Genomic DNA, 16,165 nt, shown 5'->3' with positions numbered 1-16,165 from the left:
AAATTATAGATAACTATTTAACCGATTAGAATTTTTTACATTCATATGAAAAGTATTATGAAAAATAAATTATAAAATCACAGAAAATTTAGACATATTCTTATCTATCTATAAATAAAAATTGTCTTCGTTTATAAAAAATTATTAATCATAATCTTACGAACTATAATGTTTCTCTATCACTTACCTCTTTTCATAAATCATATAAATATAGTCTTACAAAAACCATACTACAAAGCAGATAGACACGAAATAAATCATTAACTTTCTTCATTTCAAATCATGACTAATTAAAAACGATCTATCAACGAAAACCAATTCATAGCTAAAAATATAAGTGGATAACGCAAAAATTTTCCACCTGGAAAAGAAGAAATTTTTAAATCTTTAAAATATGTAAAACGCTCATGCTTTCCAGACAACCATTCAGCATATAATTTCCCTATAAAGGGGGCCAGCATAACCCCATGACCTGAATATCCTCCACAATAAGTAAAACCTGGCATAATTTGGCGAACATAAGGCATACGTTCAACTGTAATAGCTACTGTTCCCCCCCAACAATGAGTTAAATTTATAGACCGTAATTGAGGATAAATTTCAATAATTTGCCGATGTATACGCTCATTTAAGTTAGCCGGATACCGATGATCATAACTTTCTACTCCCCCAAATAATAAGCGATTATCAATACTTTTGCGAAAATAACGAACCATGAAACGGGAATCATCTACAGCTTCACCGTTTGAAAGAATTGAACTATGTTTTGGTAATGGCTCTGTCGCTCCAATATATGAGCGAATAGAAACAATATTTTTCTCAACAAAATGTTGAAGCCCAAGCTTATAGGCATTGGTTGCTAATAAAACATTCTCAGCCGTAATGTTTGCCAACTCTGTTCTTACTACATACTGATCTTTCTTTCGTTCTATCCCTGTTACTTGGGTTTTTTCATAAAGTTTAGCACCAGCCTCTTTTGCTTTTTTTGCCAACCAAACAACAAATTTTAAAGGATTGATATGACCAGTTTCTGCATCATAGAGACCACCATGATAAAAAGATGAGCCAAGTCGCTCAGCGGTTTCATTTTTATTCATAAAAGTAAGGTTAGAATAACCATAACGCTGTAACGTCTCAACATGCTGCTGATAAGTTATAATTTCACGTTTTTTATGGATAACTGAAAGCTGCCCTATCATAAAATCAATTTTACAATCAGGCTTACTACACCAAGACAAAAGATCTTTTTTAGCTTCTTCAGCTAAATCAAACAGTGCTTTACTTCTTTCAAAACCGTATTTTTTCTCTAACGTTTCTACCCATTGTCTTTGCCCTGTTCCCAATTGTCCCCCATTCCTTCCAGAAGCTCCATCGCCAAAACGTGAAGCCTCACATAAAATAACACTAACTCCATTTTTAGCTAAGTGATAAGCAGCTGAAAGCCCGGTAAAACCACCTCCAATAATAACCACATCACACTGCGCTTGTTCGTTAACGAATGGGTACGAAGGACGTTCTTTTAAAGTATCTTCATACCAAGAATATCCAGGAGAAATGGGATTATAATCACTCATAATAGAAATACTTAAACATTCAGTAGAAGATATTCACGCTCCCATGGACTAATAACTTCCATAAAAATTTCAAATTCTTGTCGTTTAATAGCAGCGTAAGTGCTCACGAATGTATCTCCTAAAATAGCACGCAATTCTTTATCTTGTTCAAATAAATTAACAGCTTCAATAAGACCACGTGGTAATTCTATATTATCAGCATTTACAGTTTTTATTGTTGGTTTATCCGGCTCAAGTTTTTGTTGCAAACCAATGAGGCCACAAGCCAAAGAAGCTGCAAGTGCCAAATAAGGATTAGCATCTGATGAAGGAATTCTATTCTCAACACGCCGTCCTTGTGGAATAGAACTTGGCACACGAAAAGCTGTTGTACGATTATCATATCCCCATCGCAAATTCACCGGTGCTGAGATTCCAGGCATGAGCCGCCGATAAGAATTAACATAAGGAGCAAGCATAACAAGAGCTCCTGCCATATGCCTTTGTAATCCACCAATAAAGTAGCGAAAATATACACTTTCTCCACCATCCTCTTTTGTAAAAATATTCGCACCTGTCTCTTGATCGATCACAGATTGATGAATATGCATAGCAGATCCTGGCTGCCCCTGGATAGGCTTTGCCATAAATGTTGCATACATATTATGTTTAAGTGCTGCTTCACGGATAGTTCGTTTAAACATAAAAACTTGGTCAGCTAATTCAATAGGATCTCCATGACGTAAATTAATTTCGAATTGGCCAGCCCCTTCTTCATGAATAAGTGTATCAATTTCTAATCCTTGTGCTTCTGAAAAATGATAAATATCATCAATCACTTCATCAAATTCATTCACACCAGCAATCGAATATCCTTGCCCTCCCCCAATTGCACGCCCAGAGCGACCAACTGGAGATACCAAAGGATAATCAGGATCGGGATTCTTTTGTACAAAATAAAATTCAATTTCTGGTGCAACAACTGGCTTTAAACCCATCTGAGTATAAAAATCAATCACTGTTCTCAAAACATTACGCGGTGTATACTCAACAGCCTGTCCATTTTGATAGATAAGATCACAAATCACTTGTGCTGTAGGAGCTTCTTCCCATGGAACAATGGTCAATGTAGAAAGATCAGGCTTAAGGCGTAAATCACCGTCTGCTTTTGGATACTCAAAACCATTACCATCTTCTGGATAGTTTCCTGAAATTGTTGACATAAAAACAGACGAAGGTAATGCTAATGATGTATCCGACGTGAACTTTTTAGAAAGCATCATTTTGCCACGTGCTACCCCTGCTTGATCGGGTGTAATACACTCGATATCCTCTACATTTCGAGATGCAAGCCATTGTGAAACTTGCTTCCAATCCTTTACACCACGTAAATTTTCAAGAAAATTAGAAACAGACTTACAATTTTCATTCTTCATTTGTATACTTTTTCATAGTCATAACATACCAATTCAAAAAAATTCAGTCTTTTGTATTATAACATTATTTTATATAATCAATATTATGCAAAAATTGCATCAGCTTAATTTTTATTTAAAGAACATAATAACGCTTATCAAGGAAAACACATCTAACGGTTTTCTAAAATACCGTTCAATTTTACTAAAAATAGTGAAAGATGGTACGGTTGGTGGGATTTGAACCTACGACCTCTGGTGCCACAAACCAGCGCTCTAACCAACTGAGCTACAACCGCATAAATACTTACTTTTGTTTGTGTGACATACGGAAGATCAAAAGAGTTTGCAAGCCCCTTTAAACAAAACTTACATTTTTTATCAAAAAACAACAATTTTATCATAAAGAGAGTGCACATTTTGCCCAATTGTCAACATTATAATCGCGATAAGCTGTTATATTATCAACACCCTCTTGCTGCATCAACTTTAAAATTTCTTTCATAATGGTCACAGCAATATTTGGTCCTTCATAAATCATTCCACTATAAATTTGTACCAAATCTGCGCCGGCTTTAACTTTTTCCAAAGCTGTTTGTGCATCGCTCACACCACCGACACCAATAATTGCAATATCTTTTCCTAATTTTTTACGCATTTTTGCAAGAACAATAGTAGAACGCTCAAATAATGGACGTCCTGATAGCCCACCTTTTTCATCAATCCACCTGCTATCTGTGAGTCCCCTACGCGAAAGAGTCGTGTTAGAAACAATTAAACCATCAAAATCAGAAGCACTTATTTCTTGAGCCACATCATCTAATTCCTTCTCCGTCAAATCGGGAGCAATTTTCAAAAAAATCGGAATAGAGAATCCATGTTTTTCCTTTTGTTTGCTACGTGATTGCGAAATTTCTTGAATCAAAAAACGCAAGCTATCACGGATCTGTAAATTACGTAGACCTGGTGTATTAGGTGAAGAAACATTAAGCGCAAAATAATCAGCAACATCGTAAAAGCAAGCAATACCAGAAACATAATCGTCAATTCTATTTACTGTATCCTTATTCGCCCCAATATTGACTCCTACAATACCAAGGCGTTTCCGTGCACAAAGCTTACGATAAACAGTTTGGTATCCGTCATTATTAAAGCCCATTCTATTGATAATAGCTTCATCTTCTATCAAGCGGAAAAGACGTGGTTTTGGATTCCCAACCTGTGGTTTTGGTGTAACTGTACCAATTTCGGTAAAACCAAACCCTAAGCGTAAAATAGAATCTACAACTTCTGCATTTTTATCAAAGCCTGCAGCAAGACCAATAAAATTTTCAAAAGTAAGTCCTAAAATATTAACACATAAACGCTTATCAAAAATCTTTTGACAACAACCCAGTCCACTTTTTAATCCAGAAATAGCTAAATGATGCGCACGCTCTGGATCTAACATAAATAAAGCGGAACGACCAATACAACGAAAGAAGCCCATAAATCTGCCTTTATACAATAAAATCTATTTTTTTCATTTTATTGAAATTTTTAACATCAAAAACCACCAATAAAAACAAAATAGCATACAAATGATAAAATAAATCTCTATAGTACAAAAATGTACAATATAATTTAAGGGATTAACTTTACTCTTATAAATATTGAAAAAAGTCAGATAAATCATCGAAATGAACTTATGCATCTAACATATTTTCATGATTTTTAATATAGGTATTTTACTATAAAATACCTTTAATATTAGCATACAATAAAAAATTCAGTAGAGCATTTTCATTATCATAAGAATATTGTAAAATATTGTTGATATCTACACTATAATTGAGCAAGAAAATTAAAATTACTCTTTTCTTTTTTATTAAAAGCGATAGTTAAAATTGTTATACATCGCAAATATAAATAGGAAAACACAATGCTTAAAGAATTCAAAGAATTTGCCTTAAAAGGAAATATGATTGATTTAGCTATCGGTGTCATTATAGGAGGCGCTTTTGGTGGTCTAGTTAATTCAATTGTTAATGATATTTTTATGCCAGTTATTGGTCTTATCACAGGTGGTATTGACTTCTCTAATATGTTTATTCAACTCGCTGGTGAAAAACAAGCAACCCTAAATGCTGCGAAAGAAGCAGGAGCAACCATTAGCTATGGAAATTTTATAACACTTCTTATCAATTTTCTGATTATTGCTTGGGTTCTTTTCCTTTTTGTCAAAGGTATCAATAAAATTCGCCGTCAACAAAAAGAAGCAGAAAATCTAACAGACATGTCTTCTGAAGAAAAACTTTTAACAGAAATTCGCGATCTATTAGCCAATAAAAAATAAGTTTACATATATAGCTCTTTAGTCATGGAACATAGAAAAATAATTCTGATCTTTGTTCCGTGATTAAGTTTTTAAAATAATAAGTTTGATTCCCAATCCCTTTTACACTATTTGGCACCTAGTAAAATCGAAATCAATTCCAATAAATACGCTTGCACAATGCCTACTATCTATTTGATCATAAAGCTATATTGTTCGTACAATTTCTTATCATCTCTATTGCAACTGTTATCTCTCATTACAATTTTGAAGTCTGTTTTCACCTTATAAGAATAGATGGGTGACAATTTATTGGACTAAAATCTTCAAATAGTTCTTTTACTCTGCCACTTTTTATCCAATCTTATGAAGATTTACCATAAAATATGTGCTTTTAAAAATGAATCATTGAGCCCTAATATAGATCTGGTAGTTATAAGATCTTAATATCACCTTTAAGTCACTTACTAAGCAAAATTTCACGTTTTCCTACATGATTAGCTTCCCCAACAATACCCTCCTCTTCCATTCGTTCTACAAGAGAAGCTGCTTTATTATAGCCGATTGAAAGACGACGCTGAATATAAGACGTTGAACATTTTTTATCACGCAATACAATTTTAACCGCTTGCACATAAAGCTCTTCACCATCTTCGCTAGAATTTCCTGTTGCAACAATTTCAGAAACAGAATCAGCAATTTCAGAATCGTTATCATCCTCCTCACTATCCGTTACTGTTGCTAAATAATCAGGTTTTCCTTGCTTTTTAAGGTGCGCAACAACTGACTCCACTTCTTTATCAGAAACAAAAGGTCCATGCACACGCACAATACGACCACCACCAGCCATGTGAAGCATATCTCCCTGCCCTAAAAGGGTTTCAGCACCTTGTTCACCTAAAATTGTACGACTATCAATTTTCGATGTAACTTGAAAAGAAATACGGGTAGGAAAATTTGCCTTAATTGTGCCTGTAATTACATCAACCGAAGGACGCTGTGTAGCCATAATAAGATGAATACCAGCAGCCCGAGCCATTTGTGCTAAACGTTGAATAGCACCTTCAATCTCTTTACCAGCCACCATCATGAGATCCGCCATTTCATCAACAATAACGACAATATAAGGCAACTGTGTCAAATCCATAGTTTCTTCATGATAAAGTATTTCTCCACTTTCCTTATCAAAGCCCGACTGTACAGTACACATAATTGTCTCACCTTTTTCCACAGCAAGCGCAACCCGTGCATTAAAACCATCAATATTACGTACACCCAATTTAGCCATTTTTCGGTAACGTTCTTCCATTTCACGAACCACCCATTTTAAAGCCGTTACAGCTTTTTTGGGATCAGTTACAACAGGTGTTAGAAGATGCGGAATACCATCATAAATAGACAATTCCAGCATTTTAGGATCAACCATAATCAAACGACACTGCTCTGGCGAAAGTCGATAAAGAATCGACAAAATCATTGTATTAATAGCAACTGACTTTCCTGATCCTGTCGTTCCAGCAACTAACAAATGAGGCATTTTTGCCAATTCTGCTGTTACAGGATCACCATTAATCCCTTTCCCTAAAGCGAGAGCTAATTTAAATTCGCTATCACCAAAAGTACTTGACTGAATTAATTCGCGCAAATAAACAGTCTCACGAACTGCATTTGGCAACTCAATTCCGATAACATTCCGTCCAGGAATCACAGCAACACGAGCAGAAATAGCAGACATAGATCGAGCAATATCATCAGAAAGGCCAATAACGCGTGATGATTTAACACCAGCTGCTGGTTCAAATTCGTACATTGTCACTACTGGCCCTGGGCGAACATGGATAATTTCACCCTTAATGCCAAAGTCTTCTAGAACACTTTCCAAAAGCCCTGCACTACGCTCTAATGTTTCTTGCGAAATAATCGTGCCATCCTTAAAAACAGGCTCTTGTAATAAATCAATTGGAGGAAATTCATAAGCACCGCAGTTTACAGAAGGCAAACTTGGTATAAAAACTGAATCACGACCACGAAATGGTACACCTGTCGTTTTCTGTCCGCTTTCTTTTTCTCTCATTGGAGAAGCATTTACTATATCTTCTCTTAATGTTATGCAATCAATAACATCGGACAAGTTATTATGCGCTACAGCGTCCGTTACATTGCTTGCTTCATAAATAGACTCTTCAACAACAGAAGCATCTTGGCTTTTTATAACCTTATTATCTTCTTCTTTCAAAGAAGATTCAACATGACACATTTGAATTTCTTGAACAACTTCACTTTCCGTATAATTCAAATCAAAAATTTTTTCAGAATCCTTGATCTCTCCTGTTGAAGCTTTTGATTCACCCATATTACAAAGCTGAGGATGATGAAATTCAAACACACGATAAAAAGCAGTAATTGATTCATCAATAACAGAATCAGTCTCCAATAAATCTTTATTATAAATAAAATTAACCGATGCTTCTTCCCTTGAAGTCTTCTGATTAATTTGTCCTAATATAAAAGGATCGCACTCAAAAAATGCATCATCAGACAAATAATCAGATAGATACAACGTATGATCTGTTTTTTGGGTTACGTTTTCTTCTTCTACCACAGATGAATGATGTACTCTATTTTCTTCAATTGGCGTAACCATAGTCTGCTGTATAAATTGTTTAAAAGCAGCTGAAGAATAAAGCGATGCTTTCTTTTCAGACAACGAAATACTTATTTCATTTTCTGTCAATTGAGATTCCGTTTCTACCCTATCTAATTTTGTCATATTCGTAAATCTCTGCTGCTTTTTCTCCGTAAAACCTTTAAATTGTTTTGCAAAAATCGGATCTGTTTCTATACGACGACGCAAAATCTCCACTTCTGGTGTTCGGGTAAAACGTACGTTCTGCCCAAGAGAAAATGCTTTTTTCCACACCGCAGGATAAGAAAGCATTTCAACAACATTCGCTGATGAATCTTTTTTTGATACATCTTCTTCACTTTTATCAGCAGGACAAGACGTAGAAATAGATTTTGTTTTCAAATGACGCATGATAACCAACAAATTATAGAAATGAGAATAATTATTGTACAAAGAGAATACGTAATTTTATATTATGAAGGTTAATAACCTTTTGCCAAACGTCAAATTTTTTAAAATTCACAATAAAAGAAATTAATTAAAGAAAAATATAATTCACTGATATGGTAATGTGGTACTGCTCTTATGCTTTAAACCTGTTCGCTTTTCATTAAAAAACCTCTTGTTACAAAAGCAAACTGTATTCTATAATTTACAGACAAAGAAATGGTAAATAGATTATGTTAAATAAGAGACAATTTTATATCAACGGTCTATGGGAAAATCCAAATACAAACAATGATCTTCATGTTATTAACCCATCAACAGAAGAAATCTGTGCTGTTATTAGTGTTGGGAATATCAAAGACGTAGATAAAGCAATCACAGCTGCCAAAAATGCCTTTCAAAATTGGAAAACAACTACACCAAAACAACGTCTTGCCTTTGTTGAAAAAGTTTTAGAAATTTACGAAAAACGCTCTGAAAATATTGCTAAAACTATTTCAACGGAAATGGGTGCACCTATTGATGTGGCGCGAAATTCTCAAACTGCTGCTGGTAGCTACCACATTCGCAATTTTATTAAAGCTTTCAAAGACTTTTCTTTTCAAAAAGTTTTAATAAAAGGTTGTAATCATGCAGTTTTGCAATATGACCCTATTGGTGTTGTCGGATTGATTACACCATGGAATTGGCCCATGAATCAAATAACTTTAAAAGTTATTCCTGCATTATTGGCTGGCTGTACTATGGTCTTAAAACCCTCTGAACTTGCTCCTCTTTCTGCAATGCTTTTCGCTGAAATTTTAGATGAAGCTTCTTTACCTGCTGGTGTTTTTAATTTAATCAACGGTGATGGGACCAATGTAGGCTCTTATTTATCTTCACATCCAGATTTAGAAATGATCAGTTTCACTGGCTCAACAAGAGCAGGAAAAGCTATTTCTAAAAATGCTAGTGATACCTTAAAACGGGTCTGCTTAGAACTAGGAGGAAAAGGGGCTAATCTTATTTTTGCTGATGCTTCTGGTGATGCTATTCAACGTGGCGTAAACGATTGTTTTCATAATAGTGGGCAAAGCTGCAATGCACCAACACGCATGCTTGTGGAGCATTCGATCTATAATAAAGCTGTAACAATAGCACAACATATTGCTGCAAAAACAATAGTAGGACTAAGTTCTCAATCAGGAAATCATATTGGTCCCGTAGTATCAAAACAACAATACGATAAAATTCAAGCCCTTATTCAATCTGGAATCGATGAAGGAGCAACTCTTGTTGCTGGTGGGACAGGTCTCCCTATAAATATGAAAAGAGGTTATTATGTACGGCCAACAGTCTTTGCTGATGTGAAACCGCACATGCGTATTTTCCGAGAGGAAATATTCGGTCCAGTTCTTTCAATTATTCCCTTTAATACAGAGGAAGAAGCTATAACCTTAGCCAATAACACAGAATATGGTCTCACCAATTATATACAATCAAAAGACCGAAATAGATGTCAACGTATTGCTACACAACTACGTTCTGGTATGGTAGAAATTAACGGATATGATTTGCCTGATGGCAGTTATTTTGGGGGTATAAAACAATCTGGACGCGCTCGTGAAGGTGGACGTTGGGGAATTGAAGAATTTTTAGATACCAAAGCTATTTCATATTGGTAAAAAATCCCATAAAAAACCTCAAAAAGAGGATCATGTAGTGACACAACACATAACAAGTGAAAATGCATGTGGACAACGAATTGATCAATGGCTCGCTAAACAATATAAAGGTGAATTATCACGTTCACGTTTGCAAACTCTAATCCGCGAGGGTTATTTAAAAATTGATGGTCAATTAATAAAGGAACCAAAAACAAAATTAAAATCTAATCAAATAATTGAATTGACAATACCTACTCCTAATGACGCACAACCTCAAGGTGAAGCTATAGCTCTTGATATTTTGTTTGAAGATAATCATATTATTGTTATTAATAAACCAGCTGGTCTTGTTGTTCATCCTGGCAATGGTAATTGGACAGGAACTTTAGTAAATGGGCTTATTTATCATTGCCGTGATAGTTTATCTGGTATCGGGGGTATTAAACGTCCTGGTATTGTTCATCGTCTTGATAAAGACACAAGCGGTGTTATGGTTATCGCTAAAAGCGACTTTGCTCATAGAAACCTTAATGCACAATTTGCTGATCATGGACGAACTAGCCCATTAGATCGACGTTACCATGCTGTCATTTGGGGTTCTCCTAATCGCAATATTGCGACAATTGATACGTTCCTTGCCCGTTCTTCTCGTGATCGAACAAAGCGCACTGTTGTTCATAGTGAACATGCTCATGCTCGCCGTGCTATTACACATATTTCTCTATTAGAGAAATATGGAACCTGTAATGATGCAACATCTTTGGCTAGTCTTCTGGAATGTCGTCTAGAAACCGGACGCACACACCAAATTCGCGTCCATATGTCTCATATTGGTCATCCCCTTATAGGAGACAAAGTATACGGAAACGCCTTTAAAACAAAATCAAATACTCTTGATCCTGACATTAAAAATATAATCGATCAATTTAATCGGCAAGCGCTCCACGCAACTAGTCTTACCTTTGAGCACCCAGCTAACAGTCAAATTATGTCTTTTTCCTCACCATTTCCAAAAGATCTGGTTGACCTTCTCAACCATTTAAAAAAACTTAATTGAAACCTTTAATCATTACAAGATTTTATAATAAAACATCCAATTTCGAATAAAATCGCGAATTATAATAGTGTAAATAAAGAAAGAAATGTGTTATATATATAATGTTTGTAAATAAAATTCGCCTTTAAGGGAATTCATGCAAAAGGAGGGTGCTCTATGGCCCATATAAATTTACCATCATTTATAGCGAATGATAATGGTCTGAACCGTTATTTAGAAGAAATTCGCCGTTTTCCAGTACTTGAGCCACAAGAAGAATACATGTTAGCTAAGCGTTATCATGAATATAATGACCCAAAAGCAGCTCATAAATTGGTAACCAGTCATTTACGTCTTGTAGCAAAAATTGCAATAGGATATCGAGGCTATGGTTTACCCATTGGAGAAGTCATTTCAGAAGGAAATATTGGACTTATGCAAGCTGTTAAACGTTTCGAGCCAGAACGCGGTTTTAGGCTTGCAACTTATGCAATGTGGTGGATTAAAGCATCAATTCAAGAATATGTTCTACGATCATGGAGTTTAGTGAAAATAGGAACGACTGCTAATCAAAAACGTCTTTTTTTCAATCTTCGTAAATTAAAAAATAAACTTCAGATGCTTGATAACGGCGATCTCAATGCACAACAAGTTAAGGAAATTGCAACACGATTAAAAGTTACAGAAGATGAAGTTGTATCAATGAACCGTAGACTTAATGGTGATGCTTCTCTTAATGCTCCTCTTCTTACAAATAAAGGTGAGAGTTATGAATGGCAAGATTGGTTGATTGATGATTCAAATAACCAAGAACAAACTTTAATTGAGCAAGATGAATTAGAGAATCGTTATTCCATATTAATACATGCTATGGATAATCTTAATGAACGCGAGAAACGTATCTTTAAAGCTCGCCGTTTAAGAGATGATCCGCTAACGCTAGAGGAACTCTCGAATGAATTTAACATTAGCCGAGAACGCGTTAGACAGATTGAAGCACGCGCATTTGAAAAAATAAAAAATTTCATTAAAACCTCTCCTTTATTCCGAAAGAAAGAACAAGATCAGGTTTATTTGCATAAATCTGAAAAATAAAAGAAACTCCGTACCATAGCGTATATTGATACTAAAAAATAATTTATTTAAAGTAGGTTAAGAACGACTGTTAAATTTTATCTTTTCTATATCAGCGTTTTTCAATAAAAGGCTTATGACTGTTTTCTTTCATGAGCCATTTTTCAATAACCTCTTTAAAAATGGCTTGGCCTGCTGGCCCTTTTGCAAAATTTAATTCATGCATACGGCCATTTTTATCGCTTATCACTAAATGAAACCAATCTAGATCACGCATCAACTGTAAATTTCTATCAAGAAACGGATGATTACCAATCAATGCAACAACGAAAAAATCATTATCAATCTTAGCAGTTACAGTTCCAACTAGAGTCTGACCGATCGATTTTCCACTTTCCTTAAAAATCAATGATTTAATATTATTGATTGCTTGTCCTGAAAATTTATCAGAAATAATAAAAATTAGATCTATAATATAAGCAGCGTGCAAAGCTTCATCAGTATTACGACGTAAAGTTAACCGTAATGATAATCCTTCATCCGGAATTGTAATATCACCTCTTATAGCCAATTCTCCTTGAATCCCTTTAACAGAATCTTCTGTTATCAATGACCATGATACACTACCAGTCGTTGCTTTTCCTGAATCATGTTTGGTAGCCATTTGATGTAATACAGCCTCACCTACTTGCCCAAATGATTTTAAATTAGTTGCAACAACTGTTGATATCCCTTCTGTACTTGGAGATTCAGTTCTTTCAGCTGGACCAACATCAACTTCACTTCCATCCTCTAATAAGCGTTGTGTTAATTTTCGATTTGTTTGAGTTGCTTTCTGTAATATGTTAGATGCTTGAATATTTTTCTCTTGTAAACTTTTATTACCTGATATAAATATACGTTCACTAATAAAAAAAATACTACTAAACAAAATAACAATACTAAAAAAAGAAACAACACTTACTAAAATATGCTTTTGCAGTGATGGGCGATTAGCACGCCGTAAAGCTTGCGAAAAGATGTGTGACACAATATGAGCATTATCCACTTGCGAAGTAGACACCAAAAGAGTATTATTAGGCATGTCTTTTTTAATACTCTGATCCTTTTCATGGGCATTAAAAGCGTCTAGCTTAACAATTTCCGCATCCGGCATATCTGATATTACAGATGCCTCATCACAAATCTCATTATCAACTAAATTAGTAATAGATAATTGTTGCTGTTTTTCTGTAGCCAAAACCGAAGCATTATTTTCTAATGATGATATAGAGCTTTGCTCATTTTTCTCACCACTGTTTCTGTCTTTACAATTCCATCCTATAATTAAAGAAAGTTGTTCTTTTTCAACAGCTAAATATTCTTCTTCAACAATCGTAATAGCACTTTGTAAAGCACTTCTTTGCGCTTCTATTGCTTCTTTTGGCAATTTCATATTTACGATTGTATGCTCTAATGTTTTAGTAGCATGCTCATAAATTTGTTTACGTAATCTGGGCGTAATATCTTTTTGCGCATTAATTTTATTTTTTAAGATCCCAACGAAATCTACCATATTCTGTATAGTCTTTCTTAAACTTAAGAGGAAAACTCCTCAGTTTATAAAATTAAAGCGCTAATCATTCATTACTTTAGCCCTCAACTAACGTAATGGACATTAGTAAAAACGCTATAGCAATTTAGACGAGTACAAAAATAAACAACGCTATTTTATACCTTGTCTATTATATAGTCTTAGATGCTTATTTTTGCTATCATTAAGGTATAGAATTAAGACTTAATCCCCAAAAGGATCAGCAATGAGGATTGTATCTTTTCGCTCAGGGCTAGTTGATAATAAAATCACTGGTATACCAATTAATTCTTCAATATAGCGCACATATTTAATAGCTTGCACTGGTAGCTCTGTCAAATTTGATACACACGCTGTCGTTTCTTTCCAACCTTCTAATGTCTCATAAATAGGCTGAACACGTGCTTGCGCTCCCATAGAGGATGGCAGATAATCTATTTTTTTACCATCAAGTTCATAACCAATACAAACTTTAATTTCATCTAAACCATCAAAAACATCAAGCTTTGTCAGTGCAAGACCATTGACGCCACCAATAGTCACCATCTGACGCACTAAAACAGCATCAAACCAACCACATCGACGTTTCCGACCAGTCACAACACCAAACTCATTTCCGCGCTCTCCAAGAAATTCACCAATTTTATTCATTTCTTCCGTCGGAAATGGTCCTCCTCCCACACGCGTTGTATAAGCCTTTGCGATACCCAATACATAATGAATTGAACTAAGACTCAAACCAGAGCCAATAAAAGCCTGCCCAGCAACTGTGTTAGAAGAAGTTACATAAGGATAAGTTCCAAAATCATTATCTAATAATGCACCCTGTGCACCTTCAAATAGAATACGCCGTCCTATACGATAACTTTCATCCAAAAGACGCCACGTACACTCCATAAAGGGTAAAATTTCATCTGCAACTTGCATCAATTCATCATAAAGTGTTTGTGGATCAATTTCTGCAACCCCCATACCACGACGTAAAGCGTTGTGATGCCCCATAAGCCTTTCAATCTTTGGCATTAAAGTGTCAGCCTCTGCCAAATCTACTACTCGTATGGAACGGCGACCTACTTTATCTTCATAAGCAGGGCCAATACCACGTTTTGTTGTACCAATTATCAAACCAGAAATATTACTATCCCGAGCTGTATCAAGATCACGATGCACAGAAAGAATTAAGGGAGCATTTTCAGCAACACGCAAAATTTCCGGTGTAATCTTTATACCCTGAGCACGTAATTTTTTTAATTCTAAAACAAAATGATGGGGATCAATAACTACACCGTTCCCGATAATTGATAGCTTTCCACGAACTACACCAGATGGTAAAAGTGATAATTTATAACTAATCCCATCAATAACCAATGTATGACCTGCATTGTGCCCACCTTGATATCTTACCACAATATCAGCCCGCTCAGACAACCAATCTACGATTTTACCCTTGCCTTCATCTCCCCATTGTGTGCCGACAACTACTACATTGGCCATAACTTTCTCCGTTGTATTTGGAAAATAACACCAGTGTTCAAAAACAAATGGTTCTTTATAATAAAATTTTATAGCAAGTGTACCTATTCATTTCAACTTTTTGCTTATTTTCATATGAACCAGCATTTTTAAATCACCAAAATAGACTGCGCGTCAATATTAAAAAACACCTCTCTTCATTCAAATACATCACAACTCTTTAAAAAGCCTATACTCTAATATTCACGACAGCAATAACAAAGACCATAATCTTTACACAATAAAATTATTACACATATTCGAATAATTTTTCTTAACGATAAGGTTAAACCATCATCACTACCGATCACAACCTTTCCTAATAACAAAACAATGTAACTTAAAGACGATAAAACTTCCCTAAAATCTTAAGTTCCAGTTTTAAACTTAATAATATTATTATGGCTTTTTACAAATCAATCATTAAGGAGAAAAATATTAGAATATTTTCTCTTTAAAAAATTTTTTAAAATTTCTCATTTAACCTACATTATATATTATTCTGAATTTATTATCTTGATGATCACTTTATATTTGGGATACTTGAATATTTCTCTTAATATATGAAAAAATAGAATATAGTGTAGCTTCACATTCTGAAATAGATACCAAAGAATAAATTTAAAAAAATAGATTATTTTTATTTTGGCGACTAGACAGAAAAAATTTTGATGTTATAACCTCACGAACTCTATGAATTTGTTGAGATATGCCCAGATAGCTCAGTTGGTAGAGCAGCGGACTGAAAATCCGCGTGTCCGTGGTTCGAATCCGCGTCTGGGCACCGTTTGCTTTTTTGTAATATATAACTTATTGATTTTATGTATCTTTTTTAAAGGTGAGGGATACCAAAATAAAGGTTAGGGAATAGGATTTTAGATTCTTCTCTAAAATCTATGACAGATTAATCCCGTTTTTGGATCTCTTTATTTTTGTATTTTAACTTTTTGGACCTGTTTCCATCCACAC

General features: G+C 34.7%; 10 protein-coding genes and 2 tRNA genes. 5 read left to right on the top strand and 7 right to left on the bottom strand.

Going from position 1 to position 16,165, the window contains the following annotated elements:
- Positions 1-290: 290 nt before the first annotated feature.
- From B11cv2_RS00670 to B11cv2_RS00655, 4 genes are all read right to left on the bottom strand, one after another.
- Positions 291-1,574 carry an FAD-binding oxidoreductase gene (locus tag B11cv2_RS00670; protein WP_100692884.1) on the bottom strand — a complete coding sequence of 428 codons (1,284 nt, stop codon included), beginning with the start codon at positions 1,572-1,574 and terminating at the stop codon, positions 291-293.
- An 11-nt stretch (positions 1,575-1,585) separates the two neighbouring features.
- Positions 1,586-2,989 carry a glutamine synthetase family protein gene (locus tag B11cv2_RS00665; protein ID WP_100692883.1) on the bottom strand — a complete coding sequence of 468 codons (1,404 nt, stop codon included), beginning with the start codon at positions 2,987-2,989 and terminating at the stop codon, positions 1,586-1,588.
- A 201-nt stretch (positions 2,990-3,190) separates the two neighbouring features.
- Positions 3,191-3,267, bottom strand: a tRNA-His gene (locus B11cv2_RS00660).
- Positions 3,268-3,368: 101 nt separating this feature from the next.
- Positions 3,369-4,457: a quinone-dependent dihydroorotate dehydrogenase gene (locus B11cv2_RS00655; protein ID WP_100692882.1), complete on the bottom strand. Its 1,089-nt coding sequence runs from the start codon at positions 4,455-4,457 to the stop codon at positions 3,369-3,371.
- Positions 4,458-4,889: 432 nt separating this feature from the next.
- On the opposite strand from B11cv2_RS00655, the gene mscL reads away from it, so the two are divergent.
- Complete coding sequence (mscL, locus tag B11cv2_RS00650) at positions 4,890-5,303, top strand: large conductance mechanosensitive channel protein MscL (protein WP_100692881.1); 414 nt, start codon at positions 4,890-4,892, stop codon at positions 5,301-5,303.
- A gap of 439 nt (positions 5,304-5,742) precedes the next feature.
- On the opposite strand, the gene B11cv2_RS00645 is transcribed toward mscL, so the two are convergent.
- Complete coding sequence (locus B11cv2_RS00645; protein WP_100692880.1) at positions 5,743-8,319, bottom strand: DNA translocase FtsK; 2,577 nt, start codon at positions 8,317-8,319, stop codon at positions 5,743-5,745.
- Positions 8,320-8,588: 269 nt separating this feature from the next.
- On the opposite strand from B11cv2_RS00645, the gene B11cv2_RS00640 reads away from it, so the two are divergent.
- The 3 genes from B11cv2_RS00640 (at position 8,589) to rpoH (ending at position 12,132) form a co-directional block, all read left to right on the top strand.
- Positions 8,589-10,019, top strand: coding sequence for an aldehyde dehydrogenase family protein (locus tag B11cv2_RS00640; protein WP_100692879.1), 1,431 nt, complete (start codon positions 8,589-8,591; stop codon positions 10,017-10,019).
- Between the two features lie 37 nt (positions 10,020-10,056).
- Positions 10,057-11,058 carry an RluA family pseudouridine synthase gene (locus B11cv2_RS00635; protein ID WP_199570336.1) on the top strand — a complete coding sequence of 334 codons (1,002 nt, stop codon included), beginning with the start codon at positions 10,057-10,059 and terminating at the stop codon, positions 11,056-11,058.
- A 156-nt stretch (positions 11,059-11,214) separates the two neighbouring features.
- Positions 11,215-12,132: an RNA polymerase sigma factor RpoH gene (rpoH, locus tag B11cv2_RS00630; RefSeq protein ID WP_100692877.1), complete on the top strand. Its 918-nt coding sequence runs from the start codon at positions 11,215-11,217 to the stop codon at positions 12,130-12,132.
- Positions 12,133-12,223: 91 nt separating this feature from the next.
- Here the strand turns inward: rpoH and B11cv2_RS00625 are convergent, their stop codons facing one another.
- Both B11cv2_RS00625 and B11cv2_RS00620 read right to left on the bottom strand, forming a co-directional pair.
- A complete protein-coding gene (locus tag B11cv2_RS00625) occupies positions 12,224-13,666 on the bottom strand; it encodes a hypothetical protein (protein ID WP_100692876.1) in 1,443 nt (480 codons plus the stop codon).
- A gap of 222 nt (positions 13,667-13,888) precedes the next feature.
- Positions 13,889-15,178, bottom strand: a complete 1,290-nt coding sequence (locus B11cv2_RS00620) for an adenylosuccinate synthase (protein ID WP_100692875.1) — start codon at positions 15,176-15,178, stop codon at positions 13,889-13,891.
- Positions 15,179-15,907: 729 nt separating this feature from the next.
- On the opposite strand from B11cv2_RS00620, the gene B11cv2_RS00615 reads away from it, so the two are divergent.
- Positions 15,908-15,980: transfer RNA gene (locus tag B11cv2_RS00615), tRNA-Phe, on the top strand.
- Positions 15,981-16,165: the final 185 nt, after the last annotated feature.

The organism is Bartonella sp. 1-1C (genome assembly GCF_002810325.1).
Classification (GTDB): domain Bacteria; phylum Pseudomonadota; class Alphaproteobacteria; order Rhizobiales; family Rhizobiaceae; genus Bartonella; species Bartonella rochalimae.
This window is presented reverse-complemented; position numbering and strand designations above follow the sequence as displayed.

Coding starts and splice junctions, on each gene's coding strand:
- B11cv2_RS00655 (WP_100692882.1), bottom strand. CDS start 4,457: ATGGGCTTCTTTCGTTGTATTGGTCGTTCCGCTTTATTTATGTTAGAT.
- B11cv2_RS00625 (WP_100692876.1), bottom strand. CDS start 13,666: ATGGTAGATTTCGTTGGGATCTTAAAAAATAAAATTAATGCGCAAAAA.
- B11cv2_RS00640 (WP_100692879.1), top strand. CDS start 8,589: ATGTTAAATAAGAGACAATTTTATATCAACGGTCTATGGGAAAATCCA.
- rpoH (WP_100692877.1), top strand. CDS start 11,215: ATGGCCCATATAAATTTACCATCATTTATAGCGAATGATAATGGTCTG.
- B11cv2_RS00620 (WP_100692875.1), bottom strand. CDS start 15,178: ATGGCCAATGTAGTAGTTGTCGGCACACAATGGGGAGATGAAGGCAAG.
- B11cv2_RS00665 (WP_100692883.1), bottom strand. CDS start 2,989: ATGAAGAATGAAAATTGTAAGTCTGTTTCTAATTTTCTTGAAAATTTA.
- mscL (WP_100692881.1), top strand. CDS start 4,890: ATGCTTAAAGAATTCAAAGAATTTGCCTTAAAAGGAAATATGATTGAT.
- B11cv2_RS00670 (WP_100692884.1), bottom strand. CDS start 1,574: ATGAGTGATTATAATCCCATTTCTCCTGGATATTCTTGGTATGAAGAT.
- B11cv2_RS00645 (WP_100692880.1), bottom strand. CDS start 8,319: ATGCGTCATTTGAAAACAAAATCTATTTCTACGTCTTGTCCTGCTGAT.